Annotated in this window: 15 protein-coding genes; 9 read left to right on the top strand and 6 right to left on the bottom strand. The window is 58.8% G+C overall.

Annotation, left to right across the window (positions count from 1 at the left end; all coding sequences use genetic code 11):
* The first annotated feature begins 63 nt into the window (after nucleotides 1-63).
* Nucleotides 64-534 carry a ribonuclease HI gene (rnhA, locus tag LJ738_RS04870; protein ID WP_068194441.1) on the top strand — a complete coding sequence of 157 codons (471 nt, stop codon included), beginning with the start codon at nucleotides 64-66 and terminating at the stop codon, nucleotides 532-534.
* Between the two features lie 9 nt (nucleotides 535-543).
* Nucleotides 544-1,266: a tRNA1(Val) (adenine(37)-N6)-methyltransferase gene (locus LJ738_RS04865; protein ID WP_227785189.1), complete on the top strand. Its 723-nt coding sequence runs from the start codon at nucleotides 544-546 to the stop codon at nucleotides 1,264-1,266.
* 28 nt (nucleotides 1,267-1,294) lie between these two features.
* Here LJ738_RS04865 and LJ738_RS04860 read toward each other — a convergent pair whose 3' ends face one another.
* Nucleotides 1,295-2,641 carry a saccharopine dehydrogenase C-terminal domain-containing protein gene (locus LJ738_RS04860; protein ID WP_227785188.1) on the bottom strand — a complete coding sequence of 449 codons (1,347 nt, stop codon included), beginning with the start codon at nucleotides 2,639-2,641 and terminating at the stop codon, nucleotides 1,295-1,297.
* A 137-nt stretch (nucleotides 2,642-2,778) separates the two neighbouring features.
* Here LJ738_RS04860 and LJ738_RS04855 point away from each other — a divergent pair, with 137 nt between their 5' ends.
* The gene (locus tag LJ738_RS04855; protein WP_227785187.1) at nucleotides 2,779-3,276 is read left to right on the top strand and encodes a cytidine deaminase; all 498 of its coding nucleotides are present in this window, start codon (nucleotides 2,779-2,781) and stop codon (nucleotides 3,274-3,276) included.
* Nucleotides 3,277-3,359: 83 nt separating this feature from the next.
* Nucleotides 3,360-4,031, top strand: coding sequence for an alpha/beta hydrolase (locus LJ738_RS04850; protein WP_227785186.1), 672 nt, complete (start codon nucleotides 3,360-3,362; stop codon nucleotides 4,029-4,031).
* A 19-nt stretch (nucleotides 4,032-4,050) separates the two neighbouring features.
* On the opposite strand, the gene LJ738_RS04845 is transcribed toward LJ738_RS04850, so the two are convergent.
* The 4 genes from LJ738_RS04845 to LJ738_RS04830 all read right to left on the bottom strand — a co-directional run bounded on the left by LJ738_RS04845 (nucleotide 4,051) and on the right by LJ738_RS04830 (nucleotide 8,810).
* Complete coding sequence (locus LJ738_RS04845; protein WP_227785185.1) at nucleotides 4,051-4,797, bottom strand: SDR family NAD(P)-dependent oxidoreductase; 747 nt, start codon at nucleotides 4,795-4,797, stop codon at nucleotides 4,051-4,053.
* 94 nt (nucleotides 4,798-4,891) lie between these two features.
* A complete protein-coding gene (gene porT / locus LJ738_RS04840) occupies nucleotides 4,892-5,695 on the bottom strand; it encodes a type IX secretion/gliding motility protein PorT/SprT (RefSeq protein ID WP_227785184.1) in 804 nt (267 codons plus the stop codon).
* Nucleotides 5,644-6,372: a bifunctional demethylmenaquinone methyltransferase/2-methoxy-6-polyprenyl-1,4-benzoquinol methylase UbiE gene (ubiE, locus tag LJ738_RS04835; RefSeq protein ID WP_227785183.1), complete on the bottom strand. Its 729-nt coding sequence runs from the start codon at nucleotides 6,370-6,372 to the stop codon at nucleotides 5,644-5,646. The genes porT and ubiE overlap by 52 nt, the downstream gene beginning before the upstream one ends.
* Nucleotides 6,373-6,548: 176 nt before the next feature.
* Nucleotides 6,549-8,810 carry an OmpA family protein gene (locus LJ738_RS04830; RefSeq protein WP_227785182.1) on the bottom strand — a complete coding sequence of 754 codons (2,262 nt, stop codon included), beginning with the start codon at nucleotides 8,808-8,810 and terminating at the stop codon, nucleotides 6,549-6,551.
* A 427-nt stretch (nucleotides 8,811-9,237) separates the two neighbouring features.
* Between LJ738_RS04830 and yihA the strand changes: the two genes are divergently transcribed.
* From yihA to LJ738_RS04815, 3 genes are all read left to right on the top strand, one after another.
* Entirely contained in the window at nucleotides 9,238-9,858 is a 621-nt protein-coding gene (gene yihA, locus LJ738_RS04825; RefSeq protein ID WP_227785181.1) for a ribosome biogenesis GTP-binding protein YihA/YsxC, read from the top strand.
* An 80-nt stretch (nucleotides 9,859-9,938) separates the two neighbouring features.
* Complete coding sequence (locus LJ738_RS04820) at nucleotides 9,939-10,400, top strand: energy transducer TonB (RefSeq protein ID WP_227785180.1); 462 nt, start codon at nucleotides 9,939-9,941, stop codon at nucleotides 10,398-10,400.
* 97 nt (nucleotides 10,401-10,497) lie between these two features.
* A complete protein-coding gene (locus LJ738_RS04815; RefSeq protein ID WP_227785179.1) occupies nucleotides 10,498-11,094 on the top strand; it encodes a DUF5606 family protein in 597 nt (198 codons plus the stop codon).
* A gap of 69 nt (nucleotides 11,095-11,163) precedes the next feature.
* Here LJ738_RS04815 and fbp read toward each other — a convergent pair whose 3' ends face one another.
* Nucleotides 11,164-12,189, bottom strand: a complete 1,026-nt coding sequence (gene fbp / locus LJ738_RS04810; protein ID WP_227785178.1) for a class 1 fructose-bisphosphatase — start codon at nucleotides 12,187-12,189, stop codon at nucleotides 11,164-11,166.
* 196 nt (nucleotides 12,190-12,385) lie between these two features.
* Here fbp and LJ738_RS04805 point away from each other — a divergent pair, with 196 nt between their 5' ends.
* Nucleotides 12,386-13,651 (top strand): aspartate kinase, encoded by a 1,266-nt coding sequence (locus LJ738_RS04805; protein ID WP_227785177.1) that lies wholly within the window; start codon nucleotides 12,386-12,388, stop codon nucleotides 13,649-13,651.
* Between the two features lie 120 nt (nucleotides 13,652-13,771).
* Nucleotides 13,772-14,356, top strand: a complete 585-nt coding sequence (locus LJ738_RS04800) for a peroxiredoxin (protein WP_227785176.1) — start codon at nucleotides 13,772-13,774, stop codon at nucleotides 14,354-14,356.
* Nucleotides 14,357-14,371: the final 15 nt, after the last annotated feature.

Here is a 14,371-nt window from a genome sequence, read left to right as displayed (position 1 = left end):
CCGGGGTGAGGGCCGATGCTCCCATAGCCGGGTCCTCACCCGATTCCTTCATTCTCTAAGTACATGATTCATTTATTCACCGACGGCTCGGCCCGCGGCAATCCCGGCCCCGGCGGGTACGGGACCATACTGCGCTACGGCCCTCACGAAAAGGAGCTCACCCAAGGCTTCCGCTATACCACCAACAACCGCATGGAACTGCTCGCCGTCATTGTCGGGCTCGAAGCCGTGACGCGGCCCGACCTGCCCATTCGCGTTGTTTCCGACTCGAAGTACGTGGTGGATGCCGTGGAGAAAAAGTGGGTGTTTGGCTGGGAAAAGAAGCCCGACTTTGGCAAAAAGGCCAACGAGGACCTGTGGCGCCGCTTTCTAAAAATCTACCGGCAGCGCAAAGTGAGCTTCCACTGGATAAAGGGCCACGCCGGCCACCCCGAAAACGAGCGCTGCGACGTGCTGGCCGTGCAAAGCGCCCTCGGCAAGGGCCTGCTGATTGACGAAGGCTACGAGGCCCTGAGCCAAACGCCGCTGCTGTAGCCGCGCCTCATGCCCAACGACTACTTCGATTTTAAGCAGTTCCGCATCGAGCAAAGCGCCTGCGCCATGAAGGTGAGCACAGATGCCTGCCTGCTGGGCGCCGCCACCGACCTCACCAGCGCCACGCACCTGCTCGATATTGGCACCGGTACCGGCCTGCTCGCGCTAATGGCCGCTCAGCGCCACCCCAGCGTGGAAATCGAAGCGGTGGAGATAGACAGCGCGGCCGCCGCTCAGGCCGCGGCCAATGTGGCCGCGAGCCCCTGGGCCCACCGCATGCGGGTACACGCCGTGGGCCTGGCTGATTATGCAGCCACACAACCCGCATCATTTAGCCACATTATCTGCAACCCCCCGTTTTTTCGGGAGTCCCTGCCTTCAGCTGACTTGGCGCGCAATAACGCCCGGCACGTGAGCGCCGCCTCGCTTTCGTTTGAAGAGTTGGCTCAATTTGCTGCCCAATTCCTGCTGCCAAGCGGTTCACTCACGGTATTGCTCCCGCCGCCGGAAATGGCTTGGTTCGAGCAGGCTGCTCAAGCCGTGGGCTTATCGGCAGCGACACGATTATCAATTCGGCACCGCCCCGGGGCACGTGTGACGCGGCACATCACCAGATTCGAACGCGGCGCAGCAGCTTGTGCTGAAAAGGAACTGGTGATTCACGCCGGTGCCACGCCCGGGTATTCGAGTGAGTTCCGGGCATTGCTTACAGGATTTTACCTGGCTCTGTGAGTGACCGCCGTGGCGTGCGGCGTTTAGCTCAATTCTCCTCCTCGGTGAATACAATGCCATAATCCGCAGCCAGCTCATCGAGTATCGGCTCGTACAGCTCGGCTCCTACCGGCAGCAGCACGCCGCGCTGCGTTATCTCACCGCGCACCAGGCGGCGCACGGCCATGCCCAAAGGCAGGCCCACGGTTTTGGCCATGGCCGTGTGGGTGGCATCATCGCCCAGCACGGCCAGGGATGAGGTCAGGCTGCGGACAGCTCCATTCAACTCAAACCCGAACAGGTGCTGCATCACAATCAGGTCGTGGTCGTGGGGCTGGAGCTGCCATTTTTCGCTGAGCAGGCGCTCTAGCAGTTGGGCTGGCGTGCCGTTGGCGTGGCCCACAGGCCGGTCCGAAAACAACCCCAGCCAGTTCAGGCGCCCCATTTCCTCGCCGGTGGGGTCCAGGCCCAGGTAATTGGCCACGCGCACCGACAAGTCCAGGTCGGGAACGAGCGAAACGGGCAAGTAGGCTTCCACCAGTTCAGCCCAGGTCATGGCTTCGGAGTTGTCCAGGTTCACGGTATCATCGGTGAGACCCAGCCGCACCAGCGCGTGCCAGGCGGCGCAGTATCCCGGCCGGCGCAGCGTACCCCGCAGAATGGTCGGGATATCATCGAGACCATATGGCGTGCGGTAGCTCAACGAGTCCCGGTTGGCATAGCCCTCAAATTCGCCGTAGCCAGGCACCGCCAGCGTTTCGGTGCGGGCAAATAATTGCTGGTAAGGAATAAAGCGCAGAAGGCCATTTTCCAGGTATTTGGCCGTGCTTTGGCCCGCCAATACCACGTTGCGCGGGTTCCAGGTAAACTTATATTTCCAAGGATTGTCGCCTTCCGCCGCCGGGGCTAGCAGCCCCCCGCAATACGATTTGAAGGAAGTGAGCCGCCCGCCGCGCGCCCGGATATGCTCGATGGCCCGCATAGCCGACATGTGGTCCAGGCCGGGGTCGAGGCCGCATTCCATGAGCAGCGTCACTCCCGCGGCTACGGCCTCCTCGTGCAGCGCCCGGATTTCCGGGCTCACGTAGCTGGCCGTGGCCAGGTGCCGCCCGTGCCGCACGCAGGCTCGGGCCACCACCGCATGCAGCATCGCCGGCAGCATAGAAATCACCACATCGGCCTGCTCCACTAGTTCATCGAGCAGCGCTTCATCCTCTAAGGCAAACGGAACCGCCCGCGCGTATTCGGAGTGTGCCGCCAGCACCGGCGCGAGGTGCGCCGGGTTGGCATCGGCTACGGTCAAAAACCAGTTTTCGGTGGGCGCATGGCGCAGCAAGTACTGAATAAGGGACGAAGCCGAACGGCCGGCGCCAAGCAATAGCAAGCGGGTAGTCATGCGGCAAAAGTAGTCGTAGGCGCCGCACTTGGAAACCAAATGCTAAGCTCAACCATGTCCCCATTGAGCGAACTTTCCGCAGGTGCTTAAAAATCGCGGTGAACTGCCTTATCTTCGCCGCCCCTTATTCCCACCTCATGGCCCGCATTCCTCGCCAGCAACTGATTTCCTACGAAGAGCTGGACTCCGCCAACGACCTCACCGCCGCCGAGCATGCTACGTGGCAAGCCGCCCGCGATGCCACCGCGCACGCCTACGCCCCCTACTCCAGCTTTCACGTGGGCGCCGCCCTGCTCTTGGCCGACGGCACCATCTTCCGGGGCACCAACCAAGAGAACGCCGCCTTCCCCTCGGGTCTCTGCGCCGAGCGCACGGCCCTGTTTGGCCTCGCCGCCAGCCAGCCCAACCATGAAGCCATTGTGGGCATGGCCGTGGCTGCCCGCCCCAACGGGGGCGATTTCGGCCCCGCCCTCCCCTGCGGAGCTTGCCGCCAGGTCATGCTCGAATACGAAGCTCGCCAGGGCCAGCTTATCCCCCTGCTGCTGCCCAGCCGCGCGGGCACCATTCTTCGCTTCGACTCCCTGGCTGCCATCATGCCCTTCAACTTCTCGGCCGACGACTTGCCGGCGAGCTAGTTGAAGGATATGCGCCTACCCATTCGCGCGGCGCGTTGTCGGGTTGGATAGTGCCTGAAAACAACCTGAATCCGGCCTCAAGCATGACTGAACACCACTTGGCCGTCATGCGCACGGCCCGCTATTATCAGTTAGGCCAATTATCGGCAGCGACCAAGCGCGTGTGGTTTGTGTGCCACGGCTACGGACAGCTTGCCGGGTACTTCTCCCGGCACTTCGCTTTTCTACCAGAAGCCGACCCTGCCACCGTCGTCATCGCGCCCGAAGGCCTCTCGCGTTTTTACCTCACCGGCAACGGCGGCCGCGTGGGCGCCAGCTGGATGACCCGCGACGACCGCCTGCACGAGATAGAAGACCACGTCAACTTCCTGAATCAACTAGCTGACCAGGTGCTGGCACTATGCGCCGCCGATGTTCAGGTCACCGTGTTGGGCTTTTCGCAGGGCACGGCTACCGTCTGCCGTTGGCTCACGCGGGCGCATTTTGCCCCGGCCCGCCTCATCCTCTGGGCGGGCAGTTTCCCCGAAGACCTGGAGCCAGCCGCGGCCAAGCGCCTGCTCAATGGCCTCTCCTTAACCCTCGTATTAGGCACGGAAGACCAATACATCACTTTGTCTCGGATGCAGCAGCAACAAGAGCAACTGCGGGAACTTGGGGCCACACCCAAACTGGTCACGTTTGCCGGCAAGCACGAAATGAACCGGGCAGTTTTGGAAGCGCTTGCCAGCCTAAGCCCAGCGCAAGGCTTAAGCTGACTAGGCAAGGCCGAAGCGTTTACTTCCGCACAATGGTGGTGGCGGCACCTTGCGCACCAGCTAGCACCAGCACTTCGGCAATGGTCACGTGTGGCGGCCGGGTCACCATAAACACAATAATGTCGGCGATGTCTTCGGGCCGCAGGGGTTCAAAGCCTTCGTACACCTTGGCCGCTCGTGCCTCATCGCCTTTGAAGCGCACCTGGGAGAACTCGGTTTCCACCGCCCCTGGGTTCACCTCGGCCACCCGCACGCCGGTCGGCAGCAAATCCAGCCGCATGGTTTTGGTGAGCATGCCCACTGCCGCTTTGCTGGCGCAATACACGTTGCCATTGGCATACGCTTCCTGCCCGGCCACCGACCCAACGTTGAGAATGAAGCCGGTCTGGCGGGCCGTCATACCAGGGAGCAGGGCGTGGGTCACGTTCAGCAAGCCGCGCACGTTGGCGTCCAGCATCTGGTCCCAGTCGGCCGGGTCGCCCGTTTGGATGGGAGCCAGCCCATGGGCGCCCCCAGCGTTGTTCACCAGCACGTCGGGCGCTTGCAATTCGGCTGGCAATGTAGCCACGGCCGCCTGCACCGCGGCCCGGTCGCGCACGTCAAACTCCAGAATGTGCACCGGCACTGGGGCCACCTGGGCGGCTAGCTCCTCCAGCCGCTCACGCCGCCGACCCGCCACCACCAACTGAAAACCAGCCCCGGCCAGCGCTACCGCCGTGGCCCGACCAATCCCCGACGAAGCACCAGTAATAAATGCAGTTTTCATAAAGCTGAATAATAGGCAAACGCAGAAATTGAGCTGATTGCAGCGGAGTATGAATTCATACTCCACTGCAATCAGCTCAATAATTACAGCCCGATTAGTTTTGAATATTAATGTAAAGAGTCACCGAATTGGTACTCAAGCTCTGCAAGCTGCGGGTGAAAGTGTCATTGTGCGGCACCAGCAAATTGCGCAGGCCATGCGAAAAGCGAACCTCCGGCGCCAGCTTAAACAGCGGGTAAAACAAGTCCAGCCCAAAACCATATTCCAAGGTTAGGTCGCTTTTCACTATCTGGAGCTGGTTGCGCAAGAGGTCGCTGCGGCGGTTGCTGGCCGTCAGGCTGGGGCTGAGGCCGGCTATCATGTACACGCGGGTGTTGCGCCGCCGCTCCGACTGGTACTTCAAAAGCACCGGGAATTGGATAACGGTAGTTGTGACCTGCTGGGTCACAATAGAATCCGGGCTGGGATAGCCACGGGGCCGGAATTCCACTTTGCGGGTCAGGAAGCTAACGCCCGGGGCAAACCGCAGAATAAACGGCGATTGCGCATTGCCCAAGCGGGCATCGCCAATGAAACCGACGCCAAAGCTGGGGCTGATAATGGCGTTGGCCGTAATGTCCTGCCGATTGATGTACCGCTCCGAATGCTCGATATCGAACCGCGAAGCGGTGAACGCCATGTACATGCCCGGGTGAAACCACCGGTCGTCGTAAGCCGGCAGGTTTTTCACGGTTACGGACTTCACGGTGCCGCCCTTGCCGCGGTTGGCTTTGTTGCTAGACTTGCGCTGCGCCATTGCTGCGGTGGGCAGCAGCAGGCCTAAAAGGCCCAGCAGCGCGAGGCGCTTTACTTGTGCGCCGTGTAAATGGAGCTGATGCCGAAGGTGAGTGGTTGCCATGCAGGTTCTTTAAAACCGACTTTGGCCAGAATAGCCAAAAAGTCGGGGCCATCGGGAAATGCCTGCACCGAAGCAGGCAAATAGGTGTAAGCCGATTGGTCTTTGGAAATCAATTTGCCAAAAACCGGCAACACCCGACGGAAGTAAAAATTATACGCTTGCTTGAGCGGAAACGCCGTGGGCTTGCTGAATTCTAGAATCACAAGCTTACCGCCCGGGCGCAGCACACGCAGCATTTCGGCCAAGCCCGCCTCCAGGTGCGCAAAGTTGCGCACGCCAAAAGAGGCGGTCACGGCGTCGAATTCCCCGTCCTGAAAGGGCAGGTTCTCCGAGTCGCCCAGCTCCAGCTGAATGCGGTGGCCCAGGCCTTTGGCAGCCAGCTTGCGCCGGCCCACTTCCAGCATGCCTTCCGAAATATCCACGCCCGTCACGTGCGCATCGGTTGCGGCGGTGCGCAGGGTTTCAATGGCAAAATCGGCGGTGCCGGTTGCGATGTCGAGAATGCGCGCCGGGCGCAGTTCTTTCAACTCGTCCACCGCTTTGCGCCGCCAATAAATATCGGTGCCAGCACTGAGGAAATGGTTGAGAAAATCGTACTTGCCCGCGATGGAGTTAAACATCTGGGCAACCTGCGATTTCTTATCGGCGGAATTGTCTTTGTAGGGTACTACGGCCATGAGCGGGCGCAAAGAACGGTATGGAAGCGAGAAAATTGTCCTTCCCCAACGCCCAACGGGTCAGGTTTGTTAGGCGGCCCCGCCATAAAAGCGCGACAGGGCTATTCGGGTAAGCACATAAAAAAGCGGGCCGGACAATTTGCCCGGCCCGCTCCCCTAGTTAAAGGCCTGAACGACTACTCGTTTTTGGTCTTAATCTTGGTTTTTTCGCCATTGGCGTCTTTGGCTTTGCCATCCAACTCACCGTTTTTGGTTTTGGTTTTGGTGTCGCCAGCGTCGCTTTTGGTTTTCACTTTCACTTTGTCCGAGTCCTCGTCCACTTTGGTTTTCACCTTGGTGCCGTCGGCCATCTTCACCTTGCTCTTGCCGGGGGCCAGCGGCACAGCGGTGCCGGTGGTACCGGTAGTGCTAGCGCCGGAAGTACCGGTGGTGTCGGTGGCGGCGGGAGCAGCCGGGGCGGCAGTGGTCGGCATGGTAGCGCCTTCCTGCATCACCGGACGGAACTCGTCACGACGGTTGAGCTGCATGTTCTCGGGCGAATCGTTCGGTGCAGCCGGACGACGCTCGCCGTAGCTTACCGTAGTCATGCGGCTTTCAGCAATGCCCTGCTTTTTCAAGTAGTTCTTGGCGGCATCGGCGCGGTTCTGGCCCAGTACCATGTTGTACTCGTCGGTGTTGCGCGAGTCGCAGTGGCCTTCAATCGAGATGTTGATGCCCGTATTAGCCATCAGCTTCTGAGCTGTGTTGTTCAGCTCCGTAATCGACTCCGGACGCAGCTTGTACTTGTCGGTGTCGAAGTAGATGTTCTTGAACATCCCGTTCGCCAGGGTGGTGGTGTCGATGTAGTTCACGTAGAAGTTCTTCGTGATGGTCGTCGAGTCATTCGTCGACACCGGCACGGCAAATTCCTGCGTTTCGATGTTTTTGCCGTCTTTGCTTACGGCTACCTGGTAGGTACGGCCCGAAAGCACGGCTACTTGGTAAGCACCATCGGGCTTGGTTACGTCGCGGAAGCTCAACGCCGTTTTGTCGGCCTGGGCACCAGTGAACACCAGCTCAACACCCGGAATCACCGTCGTGCTGTCCTTCGACGAGAACACCTTGCCTTTGATGATGGCGTTCTTGATGTAGTTGATGGTGTAGATGTCTTTTTCACCGTAGCCACCGATGCGGTAGGAGCTCAGGTAAGCATACGAACCATCGGGGCTCAAACGGTAGTACGAGTCATCGTCCGGCGTGTTGATGGGATAGCCCAGGTTCTGAGCTTCGCCCCAACGACGGGTATCGGGGTTATACTCCGACTTGAAGATGTCGTAGCCGCCCATGGTGTTGTGGCCGCGCGACGAGAAATACAGCGTTTTGCCGTCTTTGCTCAGGTATGGGCTGTCGTCGTCGTACTTGGTGTTGATGGCGCCACCGAGCGATTTGGCCGGGCCAAATTCGTCGGTCATCGAAGCACGGGTCGACACGTACAGGTCGAGGGTGCCATCTTCCGAATAGCGGCCCGTCGAGAAGTAAAGCGTCAGTCCGTCCGGAGTAATGTAAGCATCACCTTCGTACGACTTCGAGTTAATGTTGCTGCCCAAGGGCTTAGGAGCCGTCCAGTCGCCACCGCTCTTCTCCGAGATGAAGATATCGCCGTTGTTATCGTTGCGATACATCAGCAGCTTGGTGTCGTTGTCGAACAGCTGCGTCGAGGCATCGTGGCCTTTGCCGTTGAGCACGCCGCTCAGCGAGCGGGGCTTGTTCCAGTTCTCGTCGTCGAGGCGGGTGGCTTCGAAGATGTCTTCGTAGTACTCACCGTCGGCGGCAATGCTCTTGTTTTTCTTGTCGCTGGGCTTGCCGGTAGCACCGGTTACGTTCTCACCACGCGAGGTGTAGATGAGCAACTTGTCATCGGACGAAATAACCGGGCTGTGCTCCGAGAATTGCGTGTTGATGGTCGGGCCCAGGTTCTTCACGAAAATGTCCTTCGGCGAGTTGAACTGCACCTTAGCATTCTTGCTGTGCTGAATCAGCTGAGCCAGCTCTTCTTTGCGCTGGTCGTTCTTTTTCAAGGTAGCGTTGTACGCCTGAAAGTGAGCTACGGCCTCATCAAAGTTATAGTTGAGGTGGTCTACCCGGCCAAGCCAGTACTCCACGTCCTTCGAAACCTTCGGCTTAATTTTCTGCGCCTTATAGATGTAGTCGCTGGCCTTCTCCTTGTCGAACGACATATAGGAAATACCCGCGTTGAACAACGCTTTGGCATTGTTTGGGTCTTTGGCGAGCACCTTTTCGTAGTAAGGGAGGGCAGCGCGGTAGTTTTCCTGCTCGAAGAACTTGTTGCCGGTCTTGAGGTCCTTCCGTGTGCTTTGCGCCTGGGCCGGTGAGGCGATAGTGGCGGTGAGGGCAACGGCGCACGACGCTTGCAGTAACCTTCTGGATAAGTTGTCCATTGGAGGAGAGGTTTGAAAAAAAGAAATTTCTGAAGGGTTGGTAAGTAGAAACGCGAAGCGTTGGGCCGCGTAGTTTTTTTGGCCTTATACTCAAAAAAGGCTGCAGGGTTAGGCTTTAATACCTGTTTACGGCTAAGGTAACCGTACAGTAGCGCCAACCGCGTGCCTATTTATATGGTCAAGGGCAGGCCCATGACGAGCAAAGATAGGTTTTTTGCTTGCAAAAAGCGGTTTTTGGCGGCATTAGGGCCATTCTACGACGGGCGAGTGCGACGGCAGCGGCCCACTGGATTGGCAGGCATGACGCGCAAATATAGAAGCACCAATGAAATAGCCATTGATTTGCACATTTTTATTTCTCAGACCGCCGCTGGGTTTCGGATGTAATTTTGCAACTCCTTACATTTTCGCTATTACCAGCCATTCGATGATTATTCGCGATGCTCGTTTTTTAACCAGTAACTCCCGGGCCGACCTCTGCCCCGAGCCTACGATGCCCGAATACGCCTTTATTGGCCGTTCCAACGTTGGCAAGTCCTCCCTTATTAATATGCTGACGGGCCGCAACGGCCTGGCCAAAACCTCGTCCTCACCGGGCAAGACGCAATTGATAAACCATTTTGTAATTAATGATGAATGGTTCCTGGTCGATTTGCCGGGCTACGGTTATGCTAAAGTGAGCAAAACCTCGCGCGCCGAGTGGGCCCGCATGATTAACTTCTATTTGCGCAACCGGGCCAATCTGATGTGCGTGTGCGTGCTCATCGATTCGCGCCACCCGCCGCAGGCCGCCGACCTTGAATTCATGGAAAAGCTCGGCGAAGAAGGCATTCCGTTCGTAATGATATTTACCAAGACGGATAAGCAGTCCACTGCCCAAACCAAGGCCCTGGTTACGTCCTACCTGCAAAAAATGAGCGAAATCTGGGACGAGCTGCCACGCTACTTCCAGACTTCGGCCGAAACCGGGCTGGGGCGCGACGAAGTGCTGGATTTTATTGAAGAAGTGAACAAGCAGTGGGATGCCAATGCTGCTGCCCAAGAGTAAATTGGCCCCGAAATTGCCATTAGCGGCCCGGCCTGCATTGGGCTGCTGCTCCCCTATCTACTCTCCGCTTTTTATATATCATGATTAGAAAACCATCCATTTCGCAACTGGCTATGGGCCTGCTGCTGGCCGCTGCCGCACCGGCCATGGCCCAAACCGCCCCCAACACCCAGCCCGGGGCCAAGGCCCACGCCGAACAAGGCACCGGCATTGGCTCGGTGGGCAAGGTCATTCCCGTGGCGGAGTACTACGAAGGCGGCCAGGAGGCCATGTATGCCTTCATTGCCAAGGAGCTGAAATACCCACCCATCGCCAAGCGCAACCGCATTCAGGGCCAGTGCATCATCAGCTTTCAGCTCAACGCCGATGGCACCATGCAAGACATGCGCATTGTGAAACAGCTGGGCGGCGGCACCGGCGAGGAAGCGCTGCGCGTGGTGCGCCTGCTCAAATTCAAGAAGCCTGAACTGCCCATCCGGGCCAGCCTCCCCATTGTGTTCAAGCTCGGGCAGACGGCCTCGAACGCGACGGACGGACAATAATCCCTAATTTTGAATGAGGAATGAGGAAGGAAGACGGGCCCTAACCAGCCCAATTTTCACTCCTTATTCCTCATTTTCCATTCTTACACTCCCCAAGATGCCTTACGAATTGCAAGAGTTGGCCGCCATCAGCGGCATGCCCGGTCTGTACCGCTTAGTGCGCGCCGCGCGCCACGGCGTGCTGGTTGAAAGCCTCGATGAGAAAGCCACTCGCACCCTGGCGCCGGCTCGCAACAAAGTGTCGCTGCTGTCGGAAATCTCCATTTACACCCAGGACCCCGACCAGACCGTGCCGCTCACGGAAGCGTTTGACCGCATCTACCAAAAGCACGGCGCTACGGCGCCGGTTACATCCAAGTCGAGCGAAGGCGAACTGACCGATTTCATGGCCAGCGTAATCCCCGACTACGACCGCGACCGCGTGTACCTGTCCGACATCAAGAAGCTGGCCAGCTGGTTTGGCATTGTGAGCAAGTACGTCCCCTACCAGGAAGCCACGGCCCCTGCCGAAGCCACCGATAGCGCCGAAGCTGCTCCCAAAGCCAAAGGCAAGGCGTCCAAGGCTGACAGCGAGCCCACGGCCGACGAGCCCCTGAGCACCGGCGGCGTAATTGCCGCAGCCGACGAGAATGCCAGTGCCGAGGGCAACCCGGAAGCTGCTCCCGCCAAGAAAAGCCGCAAAAAGGCCGAGTAATCAGTAATTGATTCCCACAAAAAAGCCCGCTCCTGAATCAGGAGCGGGCTTTTTTATTATTTGTTTAAGCTATTTGGTAGGCACGCTTTTGGGCTGCTTCTCTTTCGCCAGGAATGCTTCGGCTTCTTCTACCAGCTCTTTGCTGCCGATGAAAACGGGGCAACGCTCGTGCGGCGTTTTTGGCTCAATTTCCATGGTGCGCTGGTACCCGTTGGAGCTTTTGCCGCCGGCCTGCTCCACGATGAAGGCCAACGGGTTGCACTCGTACATGAGGCGCAGCTTGCCTTGGGGCCCTTTGGAAGTGGCGGGGTAAATATAAATACCGCCCTTGAGCAGGTTGCGGTGGAAGTCGGCCACGAGCGAGCCAATGTAGCGGGCCGAAAAGCTGCGCTCCTTGCAATGCTTCACAAACGCGGCCACCCCGGGCGAAAACGAGTCGGAGCTACCCTCGTTGATAGAGTAGATGGCGCCGGTTTTGGGCGTCTGTATGTCGGGGTGCGAAAGGAAGAATTCGCCCAGCGAGTGCTCATAGGTAAAGCCGTTCACGCCGTTGCCGGTGGTGTACACGAGCATGGTGCTGGAGCCGTAGATGACGTAGCCCGCGGCGACCTGGTGCGTGCCGGGCTGCAGGCAGTCGGCGGCGGTGCCTTCGCGGCCGGTGGGCGACACGCGGCGGTAGATGCTGAAAATGGTGCCGATGCTCACGTTCACGTCAATGTTCGAGGAGCCGTCAAGCGGGTCGATGGCCACCACGTACTTGCCCTGGTTGTTGCCGGTCTGAATCATTTCATCGTCTTCCTCCGAGATGATGGTGCAGACTTCGCCGCCGTTGCGCAAGGCCCGGATGAAGCGGATGTTGGCAATCACGTCGAGCTTCTGCTGGTCCTCGCCCTGCACGTTGCGGTTGCCGTAGGCGCCGGCAATGTCGATGAGGCCCGAACGGTTGATTTCGCGGTTTACAATTTTGGCTGCCAAGGCGATATCGCGCAGCAGCTGCGACAATTCCCCGGTGGCGTAGGGAAAGTCCTCCTGCTTGCGCATGATAAAACGGTCGAGGGTGGTGCCAACGGGCAGGGCCAGTTTATTGTGGTCCATATATAGAGGAGCGAAATGAGGGGCAGGAACGCAGGGCAAAGCTACTTCGGCGGGGCCGAAAATTTTCGCTTAAAATTGCTCGGCACCGGACCTATATGGTAGTTGGGCTATGCCTGGGAATAGGGCTGGCGGGGTGTAAGGATTGTTTTTAAGTTGGGCTGGGCAAAGCCTGTCGGTACTCCTACCTTTGCCCGCCATGGATAATGTGCATGTTTACAAGTTTGGCGGGGCTTCGGTGCGCGATGCCGACGCCATCAGAAACCTGGCCGGAATCGTGCGGCAATACGGCCGCCAGCAGCCGCTGCTGGTGGTGGTGTCGGCCATGGGCAAAACCACCAATGCGCTCGAGGAGCTGTTTCAGCTGGCCTACGAAGGTCAGGATTATTCAGCCCAACTCGCCCGGCTCAGTGCCTTTCACGAAGGCGTGGCCGCTGAACTGGGCTGGTCTGAGGAAACTCACGCCGCCGATAAAGCAGAAGCACCGCTCCTTTCGGACCTGCTCACCGAAATGGCCGACCGCCTCGCCACAGTGGGCCCCAGCGACTACGACCGGCAGTATGACCAAATTGTGAGCTTCGGCGAGCTGCTGGCGACGTGCATCGTGGCCCGGGCGCTGGGCATGCAGTGGCTCGACTGCCGCCCGCTGATTCGCACCGACCACACCTGGCGCGAAGGGCGCGTAGACTGGCCCACTACGGAGCGCCACATCACGGCGGCTGTACCGGCGCTGCTGGCCGAGGGGCCGGTGCTGACGCAGGGCTTTTTGGGCGGCACCGCGGGCGGGGCCACCACCACACTCGGCCGCGAAGGCTCTGATTATACGGCGGCCATTTTTGCATACTGCCTGCGGGCGGCGAGCGTCACCATCTGGAAGGACGTGGCCGGCCTGCTCAACGCCGACCCCAAAATATTCCCCGACACGGTGCGCTATCCGGAAATCAGCTACCGCGAAACCATCGAAATGGCGTATTACGGGGCTTCCGTCATCCACCCCAAAACCTTAAAGCCCTTGGCCGACCGCCGCATTCCGCTGCGCGTGAAGTCGTTTATGGACCCCGAAGCGGAGGGCACGCTCATTCACGACTGCCACCACCCCATGCTGGCGCCGGCTTTTATTTGCAAAACCAACCAGTGCCTGCTGTCTTTCGAGAGCAAGGACTTCGCGTTTATCTCGGAAGAAAACCTGGAAGTAATTTTCGGCGCGTTGGCCCAGGCCAAGCTGAAAATTAACGTCATGCAGAATTCGGCCATCAGTTTTTCGGTATGCACCGATTATTCCGAGCGTCGCATTCACCAGCTTTTGGATTTGCTGCGCGAACATTTCACGCTGCACTACAATACCGGGCTCACACTTTTCACCATTAAGAATTATGATACGGCCAGCATAGCCCGCCTCACCCAAGGCCGTGGCCTGCTCCTGGAGCAGCGCACCCGCAGCACGTTTCAGTTTGTGTGTAAGTAGCTCAGCAATGCGGTGGTAGTATTGCCTAAGCCTTAGCGGGACGCAAATAGCCCCTCGCTTTTCGGCGAATTAGCTCAAGATTCGTACGGTACTCACCCATTACAATTTCACTTTAAGATTATGTCAGTTCTCGTCGGCAAGCGTGCCCCTTCCTTTAAAGCCACGGCCGTGATTGACGGCTCCTTCGAAGAGGACTTTTCGCTGGACCGCTACCTAGGCAAAAAGCACGTCCTGTTTTACTTCTACCCAGCCGATTTCAGCCACGTGTGCCCCACCGAAATCCTGGCGTTTCAGGACCGGCTCGAGGAATTTGAGCGCCGCGGGGTGGCCGTGGTGGGCTGCTCCACCGATTCGCAGTATTCGCACCTGGCCTGGCAGCTCAAGCCACGCGACAAGGGCGGCATTGCGGGCGTGAAATACCCGCTGGTGGCCGACTCCACGAAAACCATTTCGGCCAACTACGACGTGCTGGGCGGCCACTACGATTACAACGAGCAGGGCGAAATGACCTACGTGGGCTCGCCCATGGCCTACCGCGGCCTTTTCCTCATCGATAAAGACGGCATAGTGCGGCACCAGCTGGTGAACGACCGCCCACTGGGCCGGAGCCTTGCCGAAGCCCTGCGCATGATTGATGCCTTACAGCACTTCGAGAAACATGGCGAGGCCTGCCCCGTCGATTGGGAAGCCCACCCGCAATTATAAACGCGACCGTAATTC

This window comes from Hymenobacter plasmatis, from assembly GCF_020711255.1.
Classification (GTDB): domain Bacteria; phylum Bacteroidota; class Bacteroidia; order Cytophagales; family Hymenobacteraceae; genus Hymenobacter.
The sequence above is the reverse complement of the archived record's forward strand: the minus strand, read 5'-3'. Positions and strand labels throughout refer to the sequence as shown.

Bases quoted from the DNA above. Each gene is read 5' to 3' on its own strand.
- rnhA (WP_068194441.1), top strand. From the start codon at position 64: ATGATTCATTTATTCACCGACGGCTCGGCCCGCGGCAATCCCGGCCCC.
- LJ738_RS04865 (WP_227785189.1), top strand. From the start codon at position 544: ATGCCCAACGACTACTTCGATTTTAAGCAGTTCCGCATCGAGCAAAGC.
- LJ738_RS04860 (WP_227785188.1), bottom strand. From the start codon at position 2,641: ATGACTACCCGCTTGCTATTGCTTGGCGCCGGCCGTTCGGCTTCGTCC.
- LJ738_RS04855 (WP_227785187.1), top strand. From the start codon at position 2,779: ATGGCCCGCATTCCTCGCCAGCAACTGATTTCCTACGAAGAGCTGGAC.
- LJ738_RS04850 (WP_227785186.1), top strand. From the start codon at position 3,360: ATGACTGAACACCACTTGGCCGTCATGCGCACGGCCCGCTATTATCAG.
- LJ738_RS04845 (WP_227785185.1), bottom strand. From the start codon at position 4,797: ATGAAAACTGCATTTATTACTGGTGCTTCGTCGGGGATTGGTCGGGCC.
- porT (WP_227785184.1), bottom strand. From the start codon at position 5,695: ATGGCAACCACTCACCTTCGGCATCAGCTCCATTTACACGGCGCACAA.
- ubiE (WP_227785183.1), bottom strand. From the start codon at position 6,372: ATGGCCGTAGTACCCTACAAAGACAATTCCGCCGATAAGAAATCGCAG.
- LJ738_RS04830 (WP_227785182.1), bottom strand. From the start codon at position 8,810: ATGGACAACTTATCCAGAAGGTTACTGCAAGCGTCGTGCGCCGTTGCC.
- yihA (WP_227785181.1), top strand. From the start codon at position 9,238: ATGATTATTCGCGATGCTCGTTTTTTAACCAGTAACTCCCGGGCCGAC.
- LJ738_RS04820 (WP_227785180.1), top strand. From the start codon at position 9,939: ATGATTAGAAAACCATCCATTTCGCAACTGGCTATGGGCCTGCTGCTG.
- LJ738_RS04815 (WP_227785179.1), top strand. From the start codon at position 10,498: ATGCCTTACGAATTGCAAGAGTTGGCCGCCATCAGCGGCATGCCCGGT.
- fbp (WP_227785178.1), bottom strand. From the start codon at position 12,189: ATGGACCACAATAAACTGGCCCTGCCCGTTGGCACCACCCTCGACCGT.
- LJ738_RS04805 (WP_227785177.1), top strand. From the start codon at position 12,386: ATGGATAATGTGCATGTTTACAAGTTTGGCGGGGCTTCGGTGCGCGAT.
- LJ738_RS04800 (WP_227785176.1), top strand. From the start codon at position 13,772: ATGTCAGTTCTCGTCGGCAAGCGTGCCCCTTCCTTTAAAGCCACGGCC.